The 13,285-nt window shown below is 71.1% G+C and carries 8 protein-coding genes and 2 pseudogenes; 4 read left to right on the plus strand and 6 right to left on the minus strand.

Going from position 1 to position 13,285, the window contains the following annotated elements:
• Positions 1 to 8: 8 nt before the first annotated feature.
• Both ACZ49J_RS30675 and ACZ49J_RS30680 read right to left on the minus strand, forming a co-directional pair.
• A complete protein-coding gene (locus ACZ49J_RS30675) occupies positions 9 to 980 on the minus strand; it encodes a cyclase family protein (RefSeq protein ID WP_467453824.1) in 972 nt (323 codons plus the stop codon).
• Positions 977 to 1,975, minus strand: coding sequence for a fumarylacetoacetate hydrolase family protein (locus ACZ49J_RS30680; protein WP_467453822.1), 999 nt, complete (start codon positions 1,973 to 1,975; stop codon positions 977 to 979). Before ACZ49J_RS30680 ends, ACZ49J_RS30675 begins: the two co-directional genes overlap by 4 nt.
• 130 nt (positions 1,976 to 2,105) lie before the next feature.
• On the opposite strand from ACZ49J_RS30680, the gene ACZ49J_RS30685 reads away from it, so the two are divergent.
• Together ACZ49J_RS30685 and ACZ49J_RS30690 are read left to right on the plus strand one after the other, a co-directional pair.
• On the plus strand, positions 2,106 to 3,149 hold the full coding sequence (locus ACZ49J_RS30685) for a LysR family transcriptional regulator (RefSeq protein WP_467453821.1): 1,044 nt from the start codon (positions 2,106 to 2,108) through the stop codon (positions 3,147 to 3,149).
• Between the two features lie 217 nt (positions 3,150 to 3,366).
• A complete protein-coding gene (locus ACZ49J_RS30690; protein ID WP_467453820.1) occupies positions 3,367 to 4,653 on the plus strand; it encodes an MFS transporter in 1,287 nt (428 codons plus the stop codon).
• A gap of 176 nt (positions 4,654 to 4,829) precedes the next feature.
• Here ACZ49J_RS30690 and ACZ49J_RS30695 read toward each other — a convergent pair whose 3' ends face one another.
• Positions 4,830 to 5,810: a DNA polymerase Y family protein gene (locus ACZ49J_RS30695; RefSeq protein ID WP_467453818.1), complete on the minus strand. Its 981-nt coding sequence runs from the start codon at positions 5,808 to 5,810 to the stop codon at positions 4,830 to 4,832.
• Positions 5,807 to 9,280, minus strand: a complete 3,474-nt coding sequence (locus ACZ49J_RS30700; protein WP_467453817.1) for a DNA polymerase III subunit alpha — start codon at positions 9,278 to 9,280, stop codon at positions 5,807 to 5,809. The genes ACZ49J_RS30695 and ACZ49J_RS30700 overlap by 4 nt, the downstream gene beginning before the upstream one ends.
• A gap of 428 nt (positions 9,281 to 9,708) precedes the next feature.
• Between ACZ49J_RS30700 and ACZ49J_RS30705 the strand changes: the two are divergent.
• Positions 9,709 to 10,013, plus strand: a pseudogene (locus ACZ49J_RS30705) (DUF5926 family protein); the annotation flags it as partial.
• Positions 10,014 to 10,281: 268 nt separating this feature from the next.
• Here the strand turns inward: ACZ49J_RS30705 and ACZ49J_RS30710 are convergent.
• Both ACZ49J_RS30710 and ACZ49J_RS30715 read right to left on the minus strand, forming a co-directional pair.
• Entirely contained in the window at positions 10,282 to 10,560 is a 279-nt protein-coding gene (locus ACZ49J_RS30710) for a transposase family protein (protein WP_468350948.1), read from the minus strand.
• A 16-nt stretch (positions 10,561 to 10,576) separates the two neighbouring features.
• A complete protein-coding gene (locus tag ACZ49J_RS30715; protein ID WP_467453815.1) occupies positions 10,577 to 11,602 on the minus strand; it encodes an Lrp/AsnC family transcriptional regulator in 1,026 nt (341 codons plus the stop codon).
• 113 nt (positions 11,603 to 11,715) lie between these two features.
• Between ACZ49J_RS30715 and ACZ49J_RS30720 the strand changes: the two are divergent.
• Positions 11,716 to 13,270: pseudogene (locus tag ACZ49J_RS30720) on the plus strand (AbgT family transporter).
• Positions 13,271 to 13,285: the final 15 nt, after the last annotated feature.

A 13,285-nucleotide genomic window follows, 5' to 3' on the forward strand; every position in this document is an offset into this window, starting at 1 on the left:
TGGACGGGTCACTTGACGGCGACGGGGTTGACGGGGGAGCCGACGGCTCCGGTGATGGGCAGGGGTGCGGCGGTGAGCCAGAACTCGTACACGCCGTCGAAGGCGCAGTCGTCCGCGAGGGCGTCGGGGTCCCACATCTCGCCGATCAGCAGGCCCATGTTGGGGATGACGACCTGGTGCAGCGGCTGGAAGGCGCCCTCGAACTCGTTCGGCCGGACCTCGAAGCCCCAGGTGTCGGTGGCGATCGCGGCGATCTCGCCCGCGTGCAGCCAGCCGGCGGTGGTGAAGGACAGACCGGGAGAGTCGCCGCCCGCGTAGTCGCCCCACCCCTCGCGGCGGGCGCGTGTCAGCCGCCCGGTCCGGACGACGACGATGTCCCCGCGGCCTACGGCCACGCCGTGGGCCTCGGCCGTCGCGGTCAGGTGCTCCTCGGTGATCGCGAAACCGTCCGGCAGTTCCCCGCGTTCGTCGCCGATCACCCGGCCGACGTCGAGGAGGACCCCGCGCCCGGCGACGTACGGCGCCATGTGCTCGATGCCGGTGACCAGATCACCCTCGGAGGTGACGGTCCTCGCGGCGTCGCGTCCGTTCCACGCCTTGCCGTGGTCGAAGATGTGCCCGAGCCCGTCCCACTGGGTGGAGCACTGCAGGGGCATCGCGATCACGTCGTCGGCGCCGCCGATGCCGTGCGGGAAGCCCTGGCTGCCCAGCGCCGCGTCCGTTCCCGTGTCGAGCATGGTGTGGACGGGGTTGGTGCGGCGGCGCCAGCCCTTCTGCGGCCCGTTCATGTCGAACGGCTGCGACAGCGAGAAGCTGACACCCCGGCGGACCAGTCCCGCGCCCTCGCGGCGCTTGGCCTCGTCGAGGAAGTTCAGCGTGCCGAGGACGTCGTCCTCGCCCCAACGCCCCCAGTTGGAGTACCGCTTGGCGGCTTCGTTGATCGCGCCCTCGGCGTCCGCGGGGTCGAGCCGGGCCGTCACGACGCGGTCCTCTCGGCGACGCAGCGGTTGCGCTGCGCGCCCAGACCCGTGATGGAGCCCTCCATGACGTCGCCGTCGCGCAGCAGCCGACCCCAGTGCATGCCGTTGCCGGCCGGACTGCCGGTGAGCACCAGGTCGCCGGGCAGGAGCCGGGAGGTCCGGGAGATGTACGACACCAGTCGCGCGATGCCGAAGAGCATGTCCTTGGTGGACTCGTCCTGCATGGTCTCGCCGTTGAGCTTCAGCGTGACGCGCAGGTCACCCGGGTCGGCGATCGACTCGGCGGGCACGATCCACGGGCCGAGCGGGGTGAAGCCGGGAGCGTTCTTGCAGCGCAGCCAGTCGGTGCCGATGGCCTTCATGTCCCGGCGGAAGACGGTGGCGCGGTCGGTGAGGTCGTTGGCGATGGTGTAGCCGGCGACGTGCCCCAGCGCCTCCTCGACCGTCACCCGGTAGGCGGGCCTGGCGATGACGGCCGCCAACTCCAGCTCCCAGTCCGGCTGTTCGGCCCAGTCAGGGAGTATGACGTCGTCGAAGGGGCCGGTGATCGCGCTCGGCAGGCCGATGAACACGTACGGCAGGTCTTCGGCCGCCCGCCGGTCCATGACCGCGGCGATCTCCGCGCGCGCTTCCTCCACGGTGCGGGGGTCGTCGGGGGCGCGGTGGGCGACCTCCAGGTCGATCACGTGCTGCCGGTAGTTGGCGCCGGACTGGAAGACCTGGCGGGGCTCGACCGGCGCGTGCGCCCGCAGGCGCTCCAACGGTCGCCAGTCGGCCGTCTCGTCGGCCGCGAGCTCGTGCAGGCGAGGGAGCATCTCGTCCCAGCGCTCCAGGACCCCCCGGGTCGTCAGGGCCGGCTCACCGAGGGCCGTACGAAGATCCAGCACGCGCCCCCCGGGGATCACAAGACCGGGGAAAGGCACCTGGTCAGGGGCGGAGAGAACACCAAGGGCGAAGGGTCCGGAGAAGGACGCGGAAGCGGCTGCGGGTTTCACGGGAATGTCCTCCAGATTGCGGTGAGACCAATCTGGACCCCACCGCGTAATCTGGGAAATCGATTCTTTGGATGTTGATCATTTGTGGTGCTGATGCTGCCGCCGCAAGCGGCCTCGCTCTGGAGGCGTCGTGTCCCTCTCCGGCCTCGATCTCAACCTCGTCCTGTCCCTGCGCGCCCTGCTGGAGGAACGCAACGTCACCCGTGCCGGGCAGCGCGTCGGGCTCAGTCAGCCGGCGATGAGCGCGGCCCTGGCCCGCCTGCGCCGCCACTTCGACGACGACCTGCTCGCGCGCGTCGGCAAGCAGTACGAACTGACCGCCCTCGGCCGCGCTCTGCTGGACCGCACCTCGACCGCCTGCGACCTGCTGGAACGGGTCTTCAGCAGCAGGGCCGACTTCGCCCCCGGCAGCGAGGAGCACGAGTTCACCCTGCTCACCTCCGACTACGCCCTCGCCGTGTTCGGCGCCGAACTCGCCCGGACCGTGCACGCCGAGGCTCCGGGGGTACGGCTGCGCTTCCAGCGGACGCCCATCGACGTCACGGAGGACACGGCACCGCTGCTCAGCACCGCAGACGGGCTGCTGATGCCGCGCGGCATCATCGGCGGTTTCCCCGCCGTCGACCTGTTCACCGACCGCTGGGCCTTCCTGGTGGCTGAGACGAACGACGAGGTCGGTGACCAGCTGACCATGGACGACCTGGCACGGCTGCCCTGGGTCGTGTACCAGCGCGCCTATGACGCTCCGGCCGCCCGGCAGCTGAGCATGCTCGGCGTCGATCCCCGCGTGGAGGTCTCCGTCGACAGCTTCCAGGCGCTGCCCTTCCTGGTCGCGGGCACCCGCCGGATCGCCCTGGTCCAGCAGCGCCTGGCCGAGCTGCTGAGCGGCGTGGCCGCCGTGCGCCTCATGGAACCGCCCTACGGGGCGGTCCCTCTTCATCAGGCACTGTGGTGGCACCCGGTGCACACCCACGACGCGGCCCACATCTGGCTGCGTGAGACCGCGGCCCGCGTGGGAGCGGAGCTGGCCGCTTCCGGGCCCGGCCGTATCACCACGGTCGCGCCGAGCCGGCGGCTCCTGCAGGAGCCAGACATCCGGGTGTCAGGCATGCAGGTGCCAGCCATCCAGGCCCCGGATGATCCACATCATCGATATCGATCGGATGAGGGCTAGGCAGGACCTGTCCGTTGACCCATAGTCGTCTCAACCCGGCGCCGGTGCCCCCACATCAGCCGCTGCCGGGACCGCGCAGGCGCCCGGCGAGACGACCCGCCGCGACGCCCGGCAGTCATCGGCACCCCGCTCCGAACCTGCCACGGGTACCGGACGGCCCGACCACGACGGCCGCACCGCCCCGTCCCCCTTCCGACATGCCACGTGGAGTTCCCGCATGCCTGCACCCGTGCCCCCGCTCCCTTCCCCTCCGTCCGAAGCTGTCGCTGACGGCCGGCCCGAGCAGACCGTGTCCGGCCCCGGCCACCGGCTTCGCCTCACGCTGCTGATGGCCGGCGCCTGTCTGCCCATCCTGGGCGCCGTGCTCATCGCCCCCGTCCTGCCGCAGATGCAGGACCACTTCGCCGACGTGCCGGGCGTCGACGCGCTCGTCCCCATGGCCCTGACCATCCCCGCCCTCTCCCTGGCGCTGCTGGCCCCCTTCGCCGGAGTCCTCGTCGACCGGCTCGGCCGTAAGCGCCTGCTCGTCGTCTCGACCGTGCTGTACGCGATCCTCGGCACCGCGCCCCTGTGGCTGGACTCCCTCGGCGCCATCGTCGCCAGCCGCGCCCTCGTCGGCGTCACCGAGGCCGCCATCATGACCTGCTGCACCACACTGATCGGCGACTACTACTCCGGCCGGCAGCGCGACCGCTACCTCGCGATGCAGACGATGTGCGCCTCGATCTCCGCGACGGCCTTCTTCGTTCTGGGCGGCGCGGCCGGATCGGCCGGCTGGCGCGCACCGTTCTGGGCCTACGCCGTGAGCCTGCTGCTCGCCCCCGCCATGGCCGCCTTCCTGCCCCGGCCCCGGCCGGCCGACCGCGCCGACGAGCCCTCGCCAACCGCCTCGGAACCGGTGGCCAAGCGGCCCTTCCCCTGGCGTCCGCTGGCCGGCACATGCGCGCTGACCCTCTTCGGCGCCGTCCTCTTCTACACCGTGCAGGTGGAGATGGCGTTTCTCCTGGACGACATGGGCGTGAGCGACTCCGGTGTGATCGGACTGGCCACAGCCGCCTCCAGCGCCGCGGTCGTGATCGGCGCCGCCGTCTTCGCCAAGGCCGGCCGCAGTCCGCAAGCCTGGCTGCCCACCGCCTTCGGCCTGTGCGCCCTCGGCTTCGCGGTGATCTGGCTCGCCCCCAACCCCGTCGTGCTGACCATCGGCGCCGTGATCAACTGCCTCGGCAGCGGCATCATGCTGCCGAGCCTGCTCACCCTCGCCATGTCCAAGCTCCACTACGCCGACCGTGGCCGCGGCACCGGCCTGTGGACGGGCTCCTTCTTCCTCGGCCAGTTCCTCTGCCCGCTCGTGGTCCTCGCGCTCGCCTCCGCCGCCGGCACCCTGGCGAACGCCCTGGGCGTACTCGCCCTCGCCGGGGCCGTCGCCACCGCCGCACTCGGCCTCGCCGCCCGGCGCCGTCGGACGGGAGCCACCCCGGAGCCGATCCGGCAGATGGCGGGCTGACCTGCCACGGCGACGATCCACCACGAGAACCACCCACCCGACGAGACCGGCATCGCGGACGTCCCCGCGATGCCGATCGCCACGCGTCGTAGGCGTCGCCGAGTACGGCATCTGAGCTGCGGAAATGCGGGGCGGCGGGCGAGTCGGGCCGTACGCCGGGTTCTTGGCGGAAGCGGTCAATCAGCCAGAGCCGCCGGGCGTACAGCCTCCGGTCCGAAGCGGCGGCGAGCGCGGTCGGCGGCGGCTTCGGCGGCGCGGACGCGGGCGTCGCCGGGGTCCAGGGAGAGCTGACGGTAGACGCTGTCGGCCGTCAGGAGGTCGTCGGCGCGGATCGCGAAGGCGCGGACGCGCGCCCGCTGCAGCCCGAGGGAGGTCAGCAGACCCAGGCCGGCTGCCGCAAGTGTGGGTGAGTGGTTGGTGGGTTCCGGCAGCGAACGCGTGCGCGTGGTGGAGCTGCGGTCGGCATACCGCACCGTGAGGGTGATGCGGCCGGCGACCTGGCGTTCCCTGCGCAGGCGCCCGCCGATCCGGTCGGCGAGTCCGAGGACGGCCCGGTGGTGTTGTGCCGGGTCGAGGCAGTCGCGGTCCAGCACGAGGTCGGCGGTCAGGTGAGCTGCCGGCTCCGAGGGAGTGACCGGGCGGGGGTCATGCCCTCGGGCACGTTCGCTCAGGACGCGTGCCTGGTTGACGCCGAGGAGGCGTTGCAGGGTGGCTGCGGGGATGTCGACGATCTGGCCGATGGTGTGCAGGCCGTACCTGCTGAGCGTCTCCGCCGTGGTGCGGCCGATCCCGGGCAGCGCGGTGACCGGTCGCGGGTACAGCCAGTCGGCGGCCTGTTCGGCGGGGACCCAGGTGGTCTCGGCCGGCGCGGAGGCGTCGGCCGCCATGGCCGCCAGCATGCGGTTGCCCGCGAGGCCGGCGCTGCTGTCGATGCCGTACAGGGCCTTCAGGCGGAGCTTCGCCAGCTGGACCACATCGTAGGGAGACAGGTCGAAGTACCTGAGCGCCGAGGTCAGGTCGAGTTGGACCGCGTTCGGCGGGACGGCCTGGACGTGAGGCGTGATGCCGGACATCAGTTCGATTATGTCGTCGTATTGATCCTCGCTCAGCGAGGCGTGCAGGTAGAGATGGGCGATGTGCCGCCGACGTCCGGTCATCCTGCGCTCCCCTGACTGCGGTGGCCCAGCTTCTTCAGATCGGCCGAACGGCTGCCGGCCGGCTGCAGGTCCGCGTACGGATGCAGTCGGGCGCCGGTGGTGCCGTTGGCCAGGGTGCGGTGCGGCTGGGCGGGAGCCGGCTGCGGCTGGGCGGGGGTCGGCTGCGGGTGGTCGGCGCCGAGGAGCGCGAGGGCGGCTTCGGGGCCCCGGTCGCGGCGGGCGGCGGCGATCTCGTCCAGGTCCCAGGCCATGGTGCCGACGACGGTACGGCGGGTGCCGCGCACCTGGACCGTGCCCCGGACCAGCAGCAGGCCGCTGTGGAAGACCGTGTGCGCGCAGGCCGGGTGGGAGTCCTCGAAGAACGCCAGGTCGACCAGGCCGGAGCCGTCCTCCAGCGTGACGAAGATGATGCGCTTGCCGCTGGCGATCGGCGGGGTCTGCGTCGAGGCCCGCACACCGGCGACGAGGACCTGCTGACCGGCGCGCATCCCGGCCAGATGCGCCGCGTCCGTCGCGCCGATCTCCCGCAGCAGCCGGTGGTGGTACCCCATCAGGTGCTTGGAGACGTCGATGCCGAGGGTGCTCAGCTCCGCGCCCAGGGCCTCGCGTCCGGTCATCTCCGGCAGACCGCTCGGCTCCGCTCCTCCGACGGCGTTCACGTCGATGGGCAGCTGGCCCTTGCCCGCGGACCGGGTGCGGGAGGCCCGGTGGAGTTCGGCGATCTGCAGCAGCAGGTCGCGTCGCGTGAGGCGGCCGTCATGGAGGGTGCTCAGGGCCCCGATCTCGGCGAGGCGCTCGGCGACCGGCCTGCTGGGACGGGCCCGCTGCCAGAAGTCCGACAGCGATCCGTACGGCTGGCCCTCCTCGATCCGTGCGCACTCGCCCTCACTGATGCCGTGCACCCCGGACAACGCGAGCCGTACTCCCCACCGCTCTCCGTCGGTCTTCTCCACGGTGTGCCGCGCCCTGGAGCGGTTGATGTCGACGGGAAGGACCGGTACGCCGTGGCGGCGGGCGTCGGAGACGAGGACGCGCTTGGGCCACATACCGGGGTCGTGTTCGAGCAGGCCGGCCAGCAGGAACGCCGGGTAGTGGGCCTTGAGCCAGGCACTCTGCAGGGCCGGTACGGCGAAGGCGACCGCGTGGGCCCGGCAGAAGCCGTACGCGCCGAAGGCCTCGATGGTCCTCCAGACCTCGTCGCGCACCTCCGTGCCGTAGCCGCGGGCGCGTGCCCGGTCGTGGAACCAGTCCCTGATCCGGGGCAGCCGGTCCTTCTCGCCGAGCGCCCGGCGGGCGATCTCCGCCAGCGCGTAGTCGCAGCCGGTCATGACCGACAGCGTCTCGATGATCTGCTCGTGCCAGATGGTCACGCCGTAGGTGTCGGCGAGCACCGGTTCGAGGTCCGGGTGGGCGTAGACGGGCGTGCCGCCGTGGCGGGCGGCGATGTACCGCTCGGGCATGCCGCCGGCGACCGGGCCGGGGCGGAAGAGGCTGATGTCGGCGATGACGTCCTGCGGATCGCGGGGCTGCAGCCGGGACAGAAGATCTTGCTGGCCAGGTGATTCGAGTTGGAACAGGCCCAGGGTCCGGCTCTCCTGGATGAGCTTGAACGCGAAGACGTCGTCGAGCGGGACCTGCCGGGGGTCGTCCAGGTCGATGCGGTTGCCTGTCGTGCGTTCGATCTCGGCGACGGCGTGGGCCATCGCGGACTGCATCCGGACGCCCAGGACGTCGAGTTTGATGTTGCCGAGTGCCTCGATCTCCTCCTTCGCCGCCATGGCCATGGGGTAGTCGCCCTGCGGGGTGGGCTGCACCGGCAGGCGGTCCAGGAGCGTCGCGTCGCTGATGACCACGCCGCAGGGGTGCATGGCCATGCCGTGGACGAGGGAGTCGAGGCCTTCGGCGAGTTCCCACAGCGGCCCGTACCGGTCCGCTTCGGCCGCCAGCTGCCGCAGCTCGGGCAGTTCGGCGAGCGCGGCGGTGATGTCAGAGGCCCGGAAGTGGGGGAAGCTCTTGGCGATCCGGTCCACCTCGGCCGGTGCGATCCCCAGGGCGAGTCCGGCGTCCCGAAGAGCCCTGCGCGCTCGGTAGGTCTCCGGCATCGCGGTGACGGCCACGCGCTCCTTGCCGAACCGGTCGAAGATCGTGTCGTAGCACTCCAGCCTTCTCGCCGACTCCACGTCGATGTCGATGTCGGGCAGTGACGCCCGGCGCACGCTCAGGAAACGTTCGAACAGCAGACGGTGGTCGAGCGGGTTGGCGGTGGCGATGCCCAGCGCGTGGCAGACCATCGACCCGGCGCCCGAGCCGCGGGCCGCGACCCGGATGCCCTTGCCCCGGATGTCGGCCACGACCTGTCCGACGGCGAGGAAGTACGAGTCGTAGGCGAGTGTGGAGATCACGGAGAGCTCTTCGTGCAACCGCTCGAGCGCGGCTCGGTCGCGGTCCAGGCCGCGCCGGGCCATGCCTTCCTCGCACCGTCGGCGCAGCAGCTGTGCCGTGCCGCCCGTGACGGGCCCGGCTCCGAGGACGTCCGCTTCGGGAAGGTGCGGTGTGCCCAGGCCGAGGTCGGTGACGGGGTCGACGGTGCACGTGGCCGCCGTGGCGGCCGTGTCCGCCAGCAGGCGACGGGCCCGCCGGGCGCCGGCTCCCGCACATTCGGCGATCAGCCGCGCGATGTCCGCCATCCTTCCCTCGTCCTTGAGCCAGCGCTGCCCGCTGTCCAGGTGCCGCCGGTCGATCGGCCGCAGCAGCCGGGCGGCGTCGAGGACGTCGGCGATGCGGTGCTGGCCGGGGTCGGCGTAGCGGACGGCGTTGGAGAGCACGGCCGTGGTGCCGGTGCGATCGGCCAGTGACAGGGTGCGGGCTGCCAGACGAAGCGACCCCGGACCAGTGCCGAAACGTTTATGCACGACAGCTTCCAACCGGATCCCCCTCCCGAAGATCTCCTGCCATGGCGCGAGCAGCTTCACCGCGACGTCCTCCCGGTCCGCCACCAGTGCCCTCGCCGGCTCCGACAGCGGACCCAGCAGCACGGCCAGGCCGGGGCCGCCGTGCTCACGCAGCGCCTCCCACGGCACCACCGGCACCCCGCCTGCCGCCGTGCCGGCATGGGCGGCCGAGGTGATGCGGCACAGCCGGGCCCAGCCCGCGCGGTCCTGCGCGAGCAGCACGAACCGCAGCGGCGGTTCGGCCACGTGCGCTCCGCCGCGCACCGGAGTGCGGCGCCGCTGGGCGGGCGGCGGGGGCGCGATGGCCTCCACCGCCAGGTCGACACCGAAGACCGGTCGGACTCCCGCGCCGGCGCACGCCTGCGCGAACCGGACGACACCAGTGACCGTGTCCCGGTCGGTGAGCGCGAGTACCCCCATGCCCCGCTCGGCCGCCCGCCGGACGAGATGTTCGGGATGAGCGGCTCCGTAGCGAGCGGAGTAACCGGACGCGACGTGCAGATGGGCGTAGCCCGCCATGCCGCACCTCCATCACTCCACCCCTTTTCGGAAGTTCACCCCGTTCGTCCGATATCTTCATCGTACGCTCGTTCGATTACTCTAGCCACATCAGCCCCGGTCAGCGACTCGATTCGAACACACAACCGAATCTTCGGCGAGAGTGGCCACGTCCGGAAAGCGATCGCCTGTGACTGAGCGCCTCAGTTGGCCTTTGAGTACGCCAGTTGGCCAACCCGGCGCTCAGTGTCTTGAAGTGGTCATGGTGACGGTGTGGGCCCGGTGTTCTGGTTCTGTGCACGGAGCCCTCTACAGCTCGGTCGCGCTCACACCTGTACGAGTGAGTGTCTCGGTCACGGCGACCACCATGGCCTCTCCGTCGGGCCCCGCGGCCGGGCCACCGCACATCCCTCAACGAGCTGTCGGCCGCCGCGTCGGGCTGGCGGTGAAAGGGCGGCCTGCCGGAGAGCGTCCCGTCCGTCACCCCGGCCGCCGTCCTGCCGATGGCCTGGCCCGCCATGCGCCGTGACGACTGCGCGATGCTGCTCTGCTTGCAGAACGACACGGCGTCCGGGCGACATCAGCCGCGAGCTCATCGACACCCTCCAGCGCGTCCTTACCGCGGAGCTGGGCGCTCCGGTCCAAGGCCGCCGTGCCCCGGCCGACGGTCCGCGCCTTCGGGTTCTGGGTCCCGGACGCGGAGAATGCCACTCCGAAGGTGGCAGCCGCCCTGGAGCCGGCCAAGGCCGCGGCGAACGACGCCGGAGCTGTAGGGCAGGGTGAGGCCGGCGGTGACGGCGTCGAGGTCCTTGCGGAGGGAGTCGGCGAAGATGCCGATGGCCTCGGGTCCGTCAACTCGGCTTTCTGGATCCACTCCTGGAGCAGGTGGCCTTGGCGGTGGCGCACCATTGCCGTGAACTCCCGCGCCAGGCCGCAGAATGCAGTGATCTCCGGGCACGCACTTCGTACGGATTGCAGGCGTGCCATGTCCGAGGGGCTGAGTTGCTCCTGCGGGCGCGTGATCAACGAAGTGAGGGTGCGAGGGTTGGGTGTCGCTGCTTGGGCAGGGATCGCCGTTCCCTTGCGGATGGTGGCTGGTCGCAGAAGAACCGACGCGCGTGGAGACGGACGATCAGTCCCCGCCCGCTCACCGGCACGTCGGCTGTCTGACGCCAATAGCGGCTGTGAACCCGTGTGGCAGGTCGGGCGCAGCTCGGGCACGCGCCCGGCGGGCCGCGTCCTGCCGCGTCGAGCACCAGGTCGTCATGGACAGTCACAGCCCGCCGTACCGTGAGGTTCACGTCGGGGAAGAGAGCGTCACAGCAGGGATGGTGCGTGGAATTCGCCGAGGCCGGTGGCGAGGTCGCGGTCGAGCCAGTAGCGGCGGGGTTCGGCGAGCATGACGTGGACGCTGACGGTGTGGATGCCGGGGATCTGGGCGAGTTCGTGGTCGGTGAAGTGGGCCAGGGCGGAGCGGTCGGTGACCAGGCCGGCGGCGAGGACGGACAGGTCGCTGGCGACGTGGGCGACGAGCCGGGTCTGGGGGAGCTGGTCGAGGCGGGCCATGACGTCGGGGGTTTCGCCGGGTGCGACGCGTAGGCGGAGCATGAAGGGGGTCTGGAAGCCCAGCCATTCGGAGACGATCTCCAGGCGGGGTTGGACCCATCGCTCGTCGAGGACGCGGCGCACGACGCGGTGGGCGGTGGAGGTGGGCAGGCCGGCGGCGCGGCCGATGCCCGCGGCGGAGGCCCGGCCGTTGTGGATCAGCTCGGTGACGACGGTGCGTTCGGCCTCGCTGAGGGGCTTTGCGGGTGGGGTGGCGGTGGCGGTGCCCTCGGGGCGGGCGCCGGTCAGTTTCAGCAGGTCGGTGCGTTCGGTGTCGGTGAGGAACTGGGGGTCCCAGGTGATGCCGCGGCGCAGGGTGCTCAGGGCGGGCAGGGCGTTGACGCGGCGGACGCCGGGGATGGAGAACATCTGGTCGACGGCCTCGCTGGTGGCCGCCTCTGAGGGGGCGTGGACGACGGCGTAGAGGGGGTAGTCGCCGGAGATCTGCGCCAGGAGCTGCACGTGGGGCAGGTCACGGAGCCGGTCGAGGACGGCGAGCGGGGTTTCGCCGGTGATGTCCAGAAAGACGTGGACCGGCATCGCCGTGGAGTGCATGCCCCAGTCCGCCTGCCCGATCACGCGGACCATCCGGGCCTTGTGCAGCCGGTCGTAGCGGCGTTTGAGGGTGCTGGCATCGGCGGACAGGATCGCGCCGATGTCGTCCCAGGTGCCCCGGGGTGCCAGGTGGAGGGCCCCGATAAGGCGCCGGTCGAGCTCGTCGAGGAGAGGACGGGTCATGACCACACCCTAGACTGCCGGTTAATCCTACTGTTACGCCCTAGGGCTAGAGAATCTCTCATCTGAGTGGCATCGTTCGCAGGAACATCCCTCAAATGCACGAAGAGGTACCGATGAGTGCCACCTCTGCCCCGCCCCAGCCGACCGAGCCCCGGTCGAGAGTCCTGCGTACCGCGTTCCGGACTTTCGCGGCGATCGAGAAGATCGGTAACAAGCTGCCCAACCCGTTCTGGCTGTTCTGGATCCTCGCCGGCCTCGTCGCCGTCCTCAGTGCGGTGCTGGCGGCGGTCGGTGTCAGTGCCGTGCACCCCGGCACGCACGAGACCATCAAGGTGGAGAGCCTGCTCAGCAAGGACGGCCTGACCATGGCCGTCGAGGGGGGCGGTCGACAACTTCGCGGCCTTCCCGCCGCTGGCCACCATCCTCACCGTGATGTTCGGCATCGCCGTCGCCGAGAAGAGCGGGCTGTTCTCGACCCTGCTGCGCCGCATGGTCGCGCGGGTGCCCGGCCGGTACCTCACCTTCGCGCTGTCGATGACGGCCATGGTCAGCCATGTCGCCGGGGACGCCGCCTACGTCACCCTCATCCCGCTCGGCGCACTCATCTTCCGCGCCGCGGGCCGCAGCCCGGTGCTCGGCTGCATCGTCGCCTACGTATCGATCTCCGCCGGCTACGACGCCTCGCCGTCGCTGACCACGACCGACGTGCTGCTGTCGTCGATCTCCACCGCCGCCGCCCGCACCATCGACGCCGACTACGTCGTCACGCCGGTCGCGAACTACTTCTTCGGCCTCGGCTCGTCCGTCCTGGTGGCCCTGGTGATCACCCTCGTCGTCGACAAGGTCCTCGCCCGCCGCTCGGACCTTCAGCCCGACGAGCCGACCACGGCGCTGAACGCCGCGGAGCTGGAGGCGATCGAGGTCACCGGGCAGCAGCGCCGCGCCCTGCGCGTCACCGGCCTGGTCGCCGTCGGCTTCATCGCGTTCCTCGCGGCGGCGATGATCCCCTCGGCCTCACCGCTGCGCGGCGAGCACGGCGGCATCGTCGACTCACCCCTGATCGGCGGAATGGCCCTCGTCCTGGGCCTGTTCTTCGCCCTGCTCGGCACCGTCTACGGCCGCATCACCGGCACGTTCTCCGCCGCCCGCGACATCATCACCGCGATGGTCGACGGCACCCGGTCAATGGCGCCGATCCTCGTGCTGTTCTTCGCGATCTCACAGTTCCTCGCCTACTTCAAGTGGACGAACATCGGCAACATCCTCGCCGTCAAGGGCGCCGAAATGCTGCGGGACCTGGACTTGCACGGCTGGATGGTGCTGGTCGGCATCGCCGTGCTGATCACGTTCATGAACCTCGTCATCACCAGCGGCTCCGCCCTGTGGGCCCTGGCTGCCCCGGTCCTCGTGCCCATGCTGATGCTCATCGGCATCGAGCCCGAGACCACCCAGGCCGTCTACCGCGTCGCCGACTCCGTCACCAACTGCGTCACCCCGATGAGCCCGTACTTCGTGATGGCGCTCGGCTTCATCCAGCAGTACAAGAAGTCCGCCGGCATCGGCACCCTGGCCTCCTTCACCATCCCGATCGCCGCCGTCGTCTGGGTCGTCTGGATCGCCTTCTTCGTCGCCTGGTACCTGCTGGGCATCCCCTTCGGCGTCAGCTGACCCCGCCCGCTCGGC

The sequence above is a fragment of the Streptomyces sp. NPDC030840 genome (assembly GCF_055572015.1).

Coding starts and splice junctions, on each gene's coding strand:
- ACZ49J_RS30695 (WP_467453818.1), bottom strand. CDS start 5,810: ATGACCGGACGTCGGCGGCACATCGCCCATCTCTACCTGCACGCCTCG.
- ACZ49J_RS30690 (WP_467453820.1), top strand. CDS start 3,367: ATGCCTGCACCCGTGCCCCCGCTCCCTTCCCCTCCGTCCGAAGCTGTC.
- ACZ49J_RS30715 (WP_467453815.1), bottom strand. CDS start 11,602: ATGACCCGTCCTCTCCTCGACGAGCTCGACCGGCGCCTTATCGGGGCC.
- ACZ49J_RS30700 (WP_467453817.1), bottom strand. CDS start 9,280: ATGGCGGGCTACGCCCATCTGCACGTCGCGTCCGGTTACTCCGCTCGC.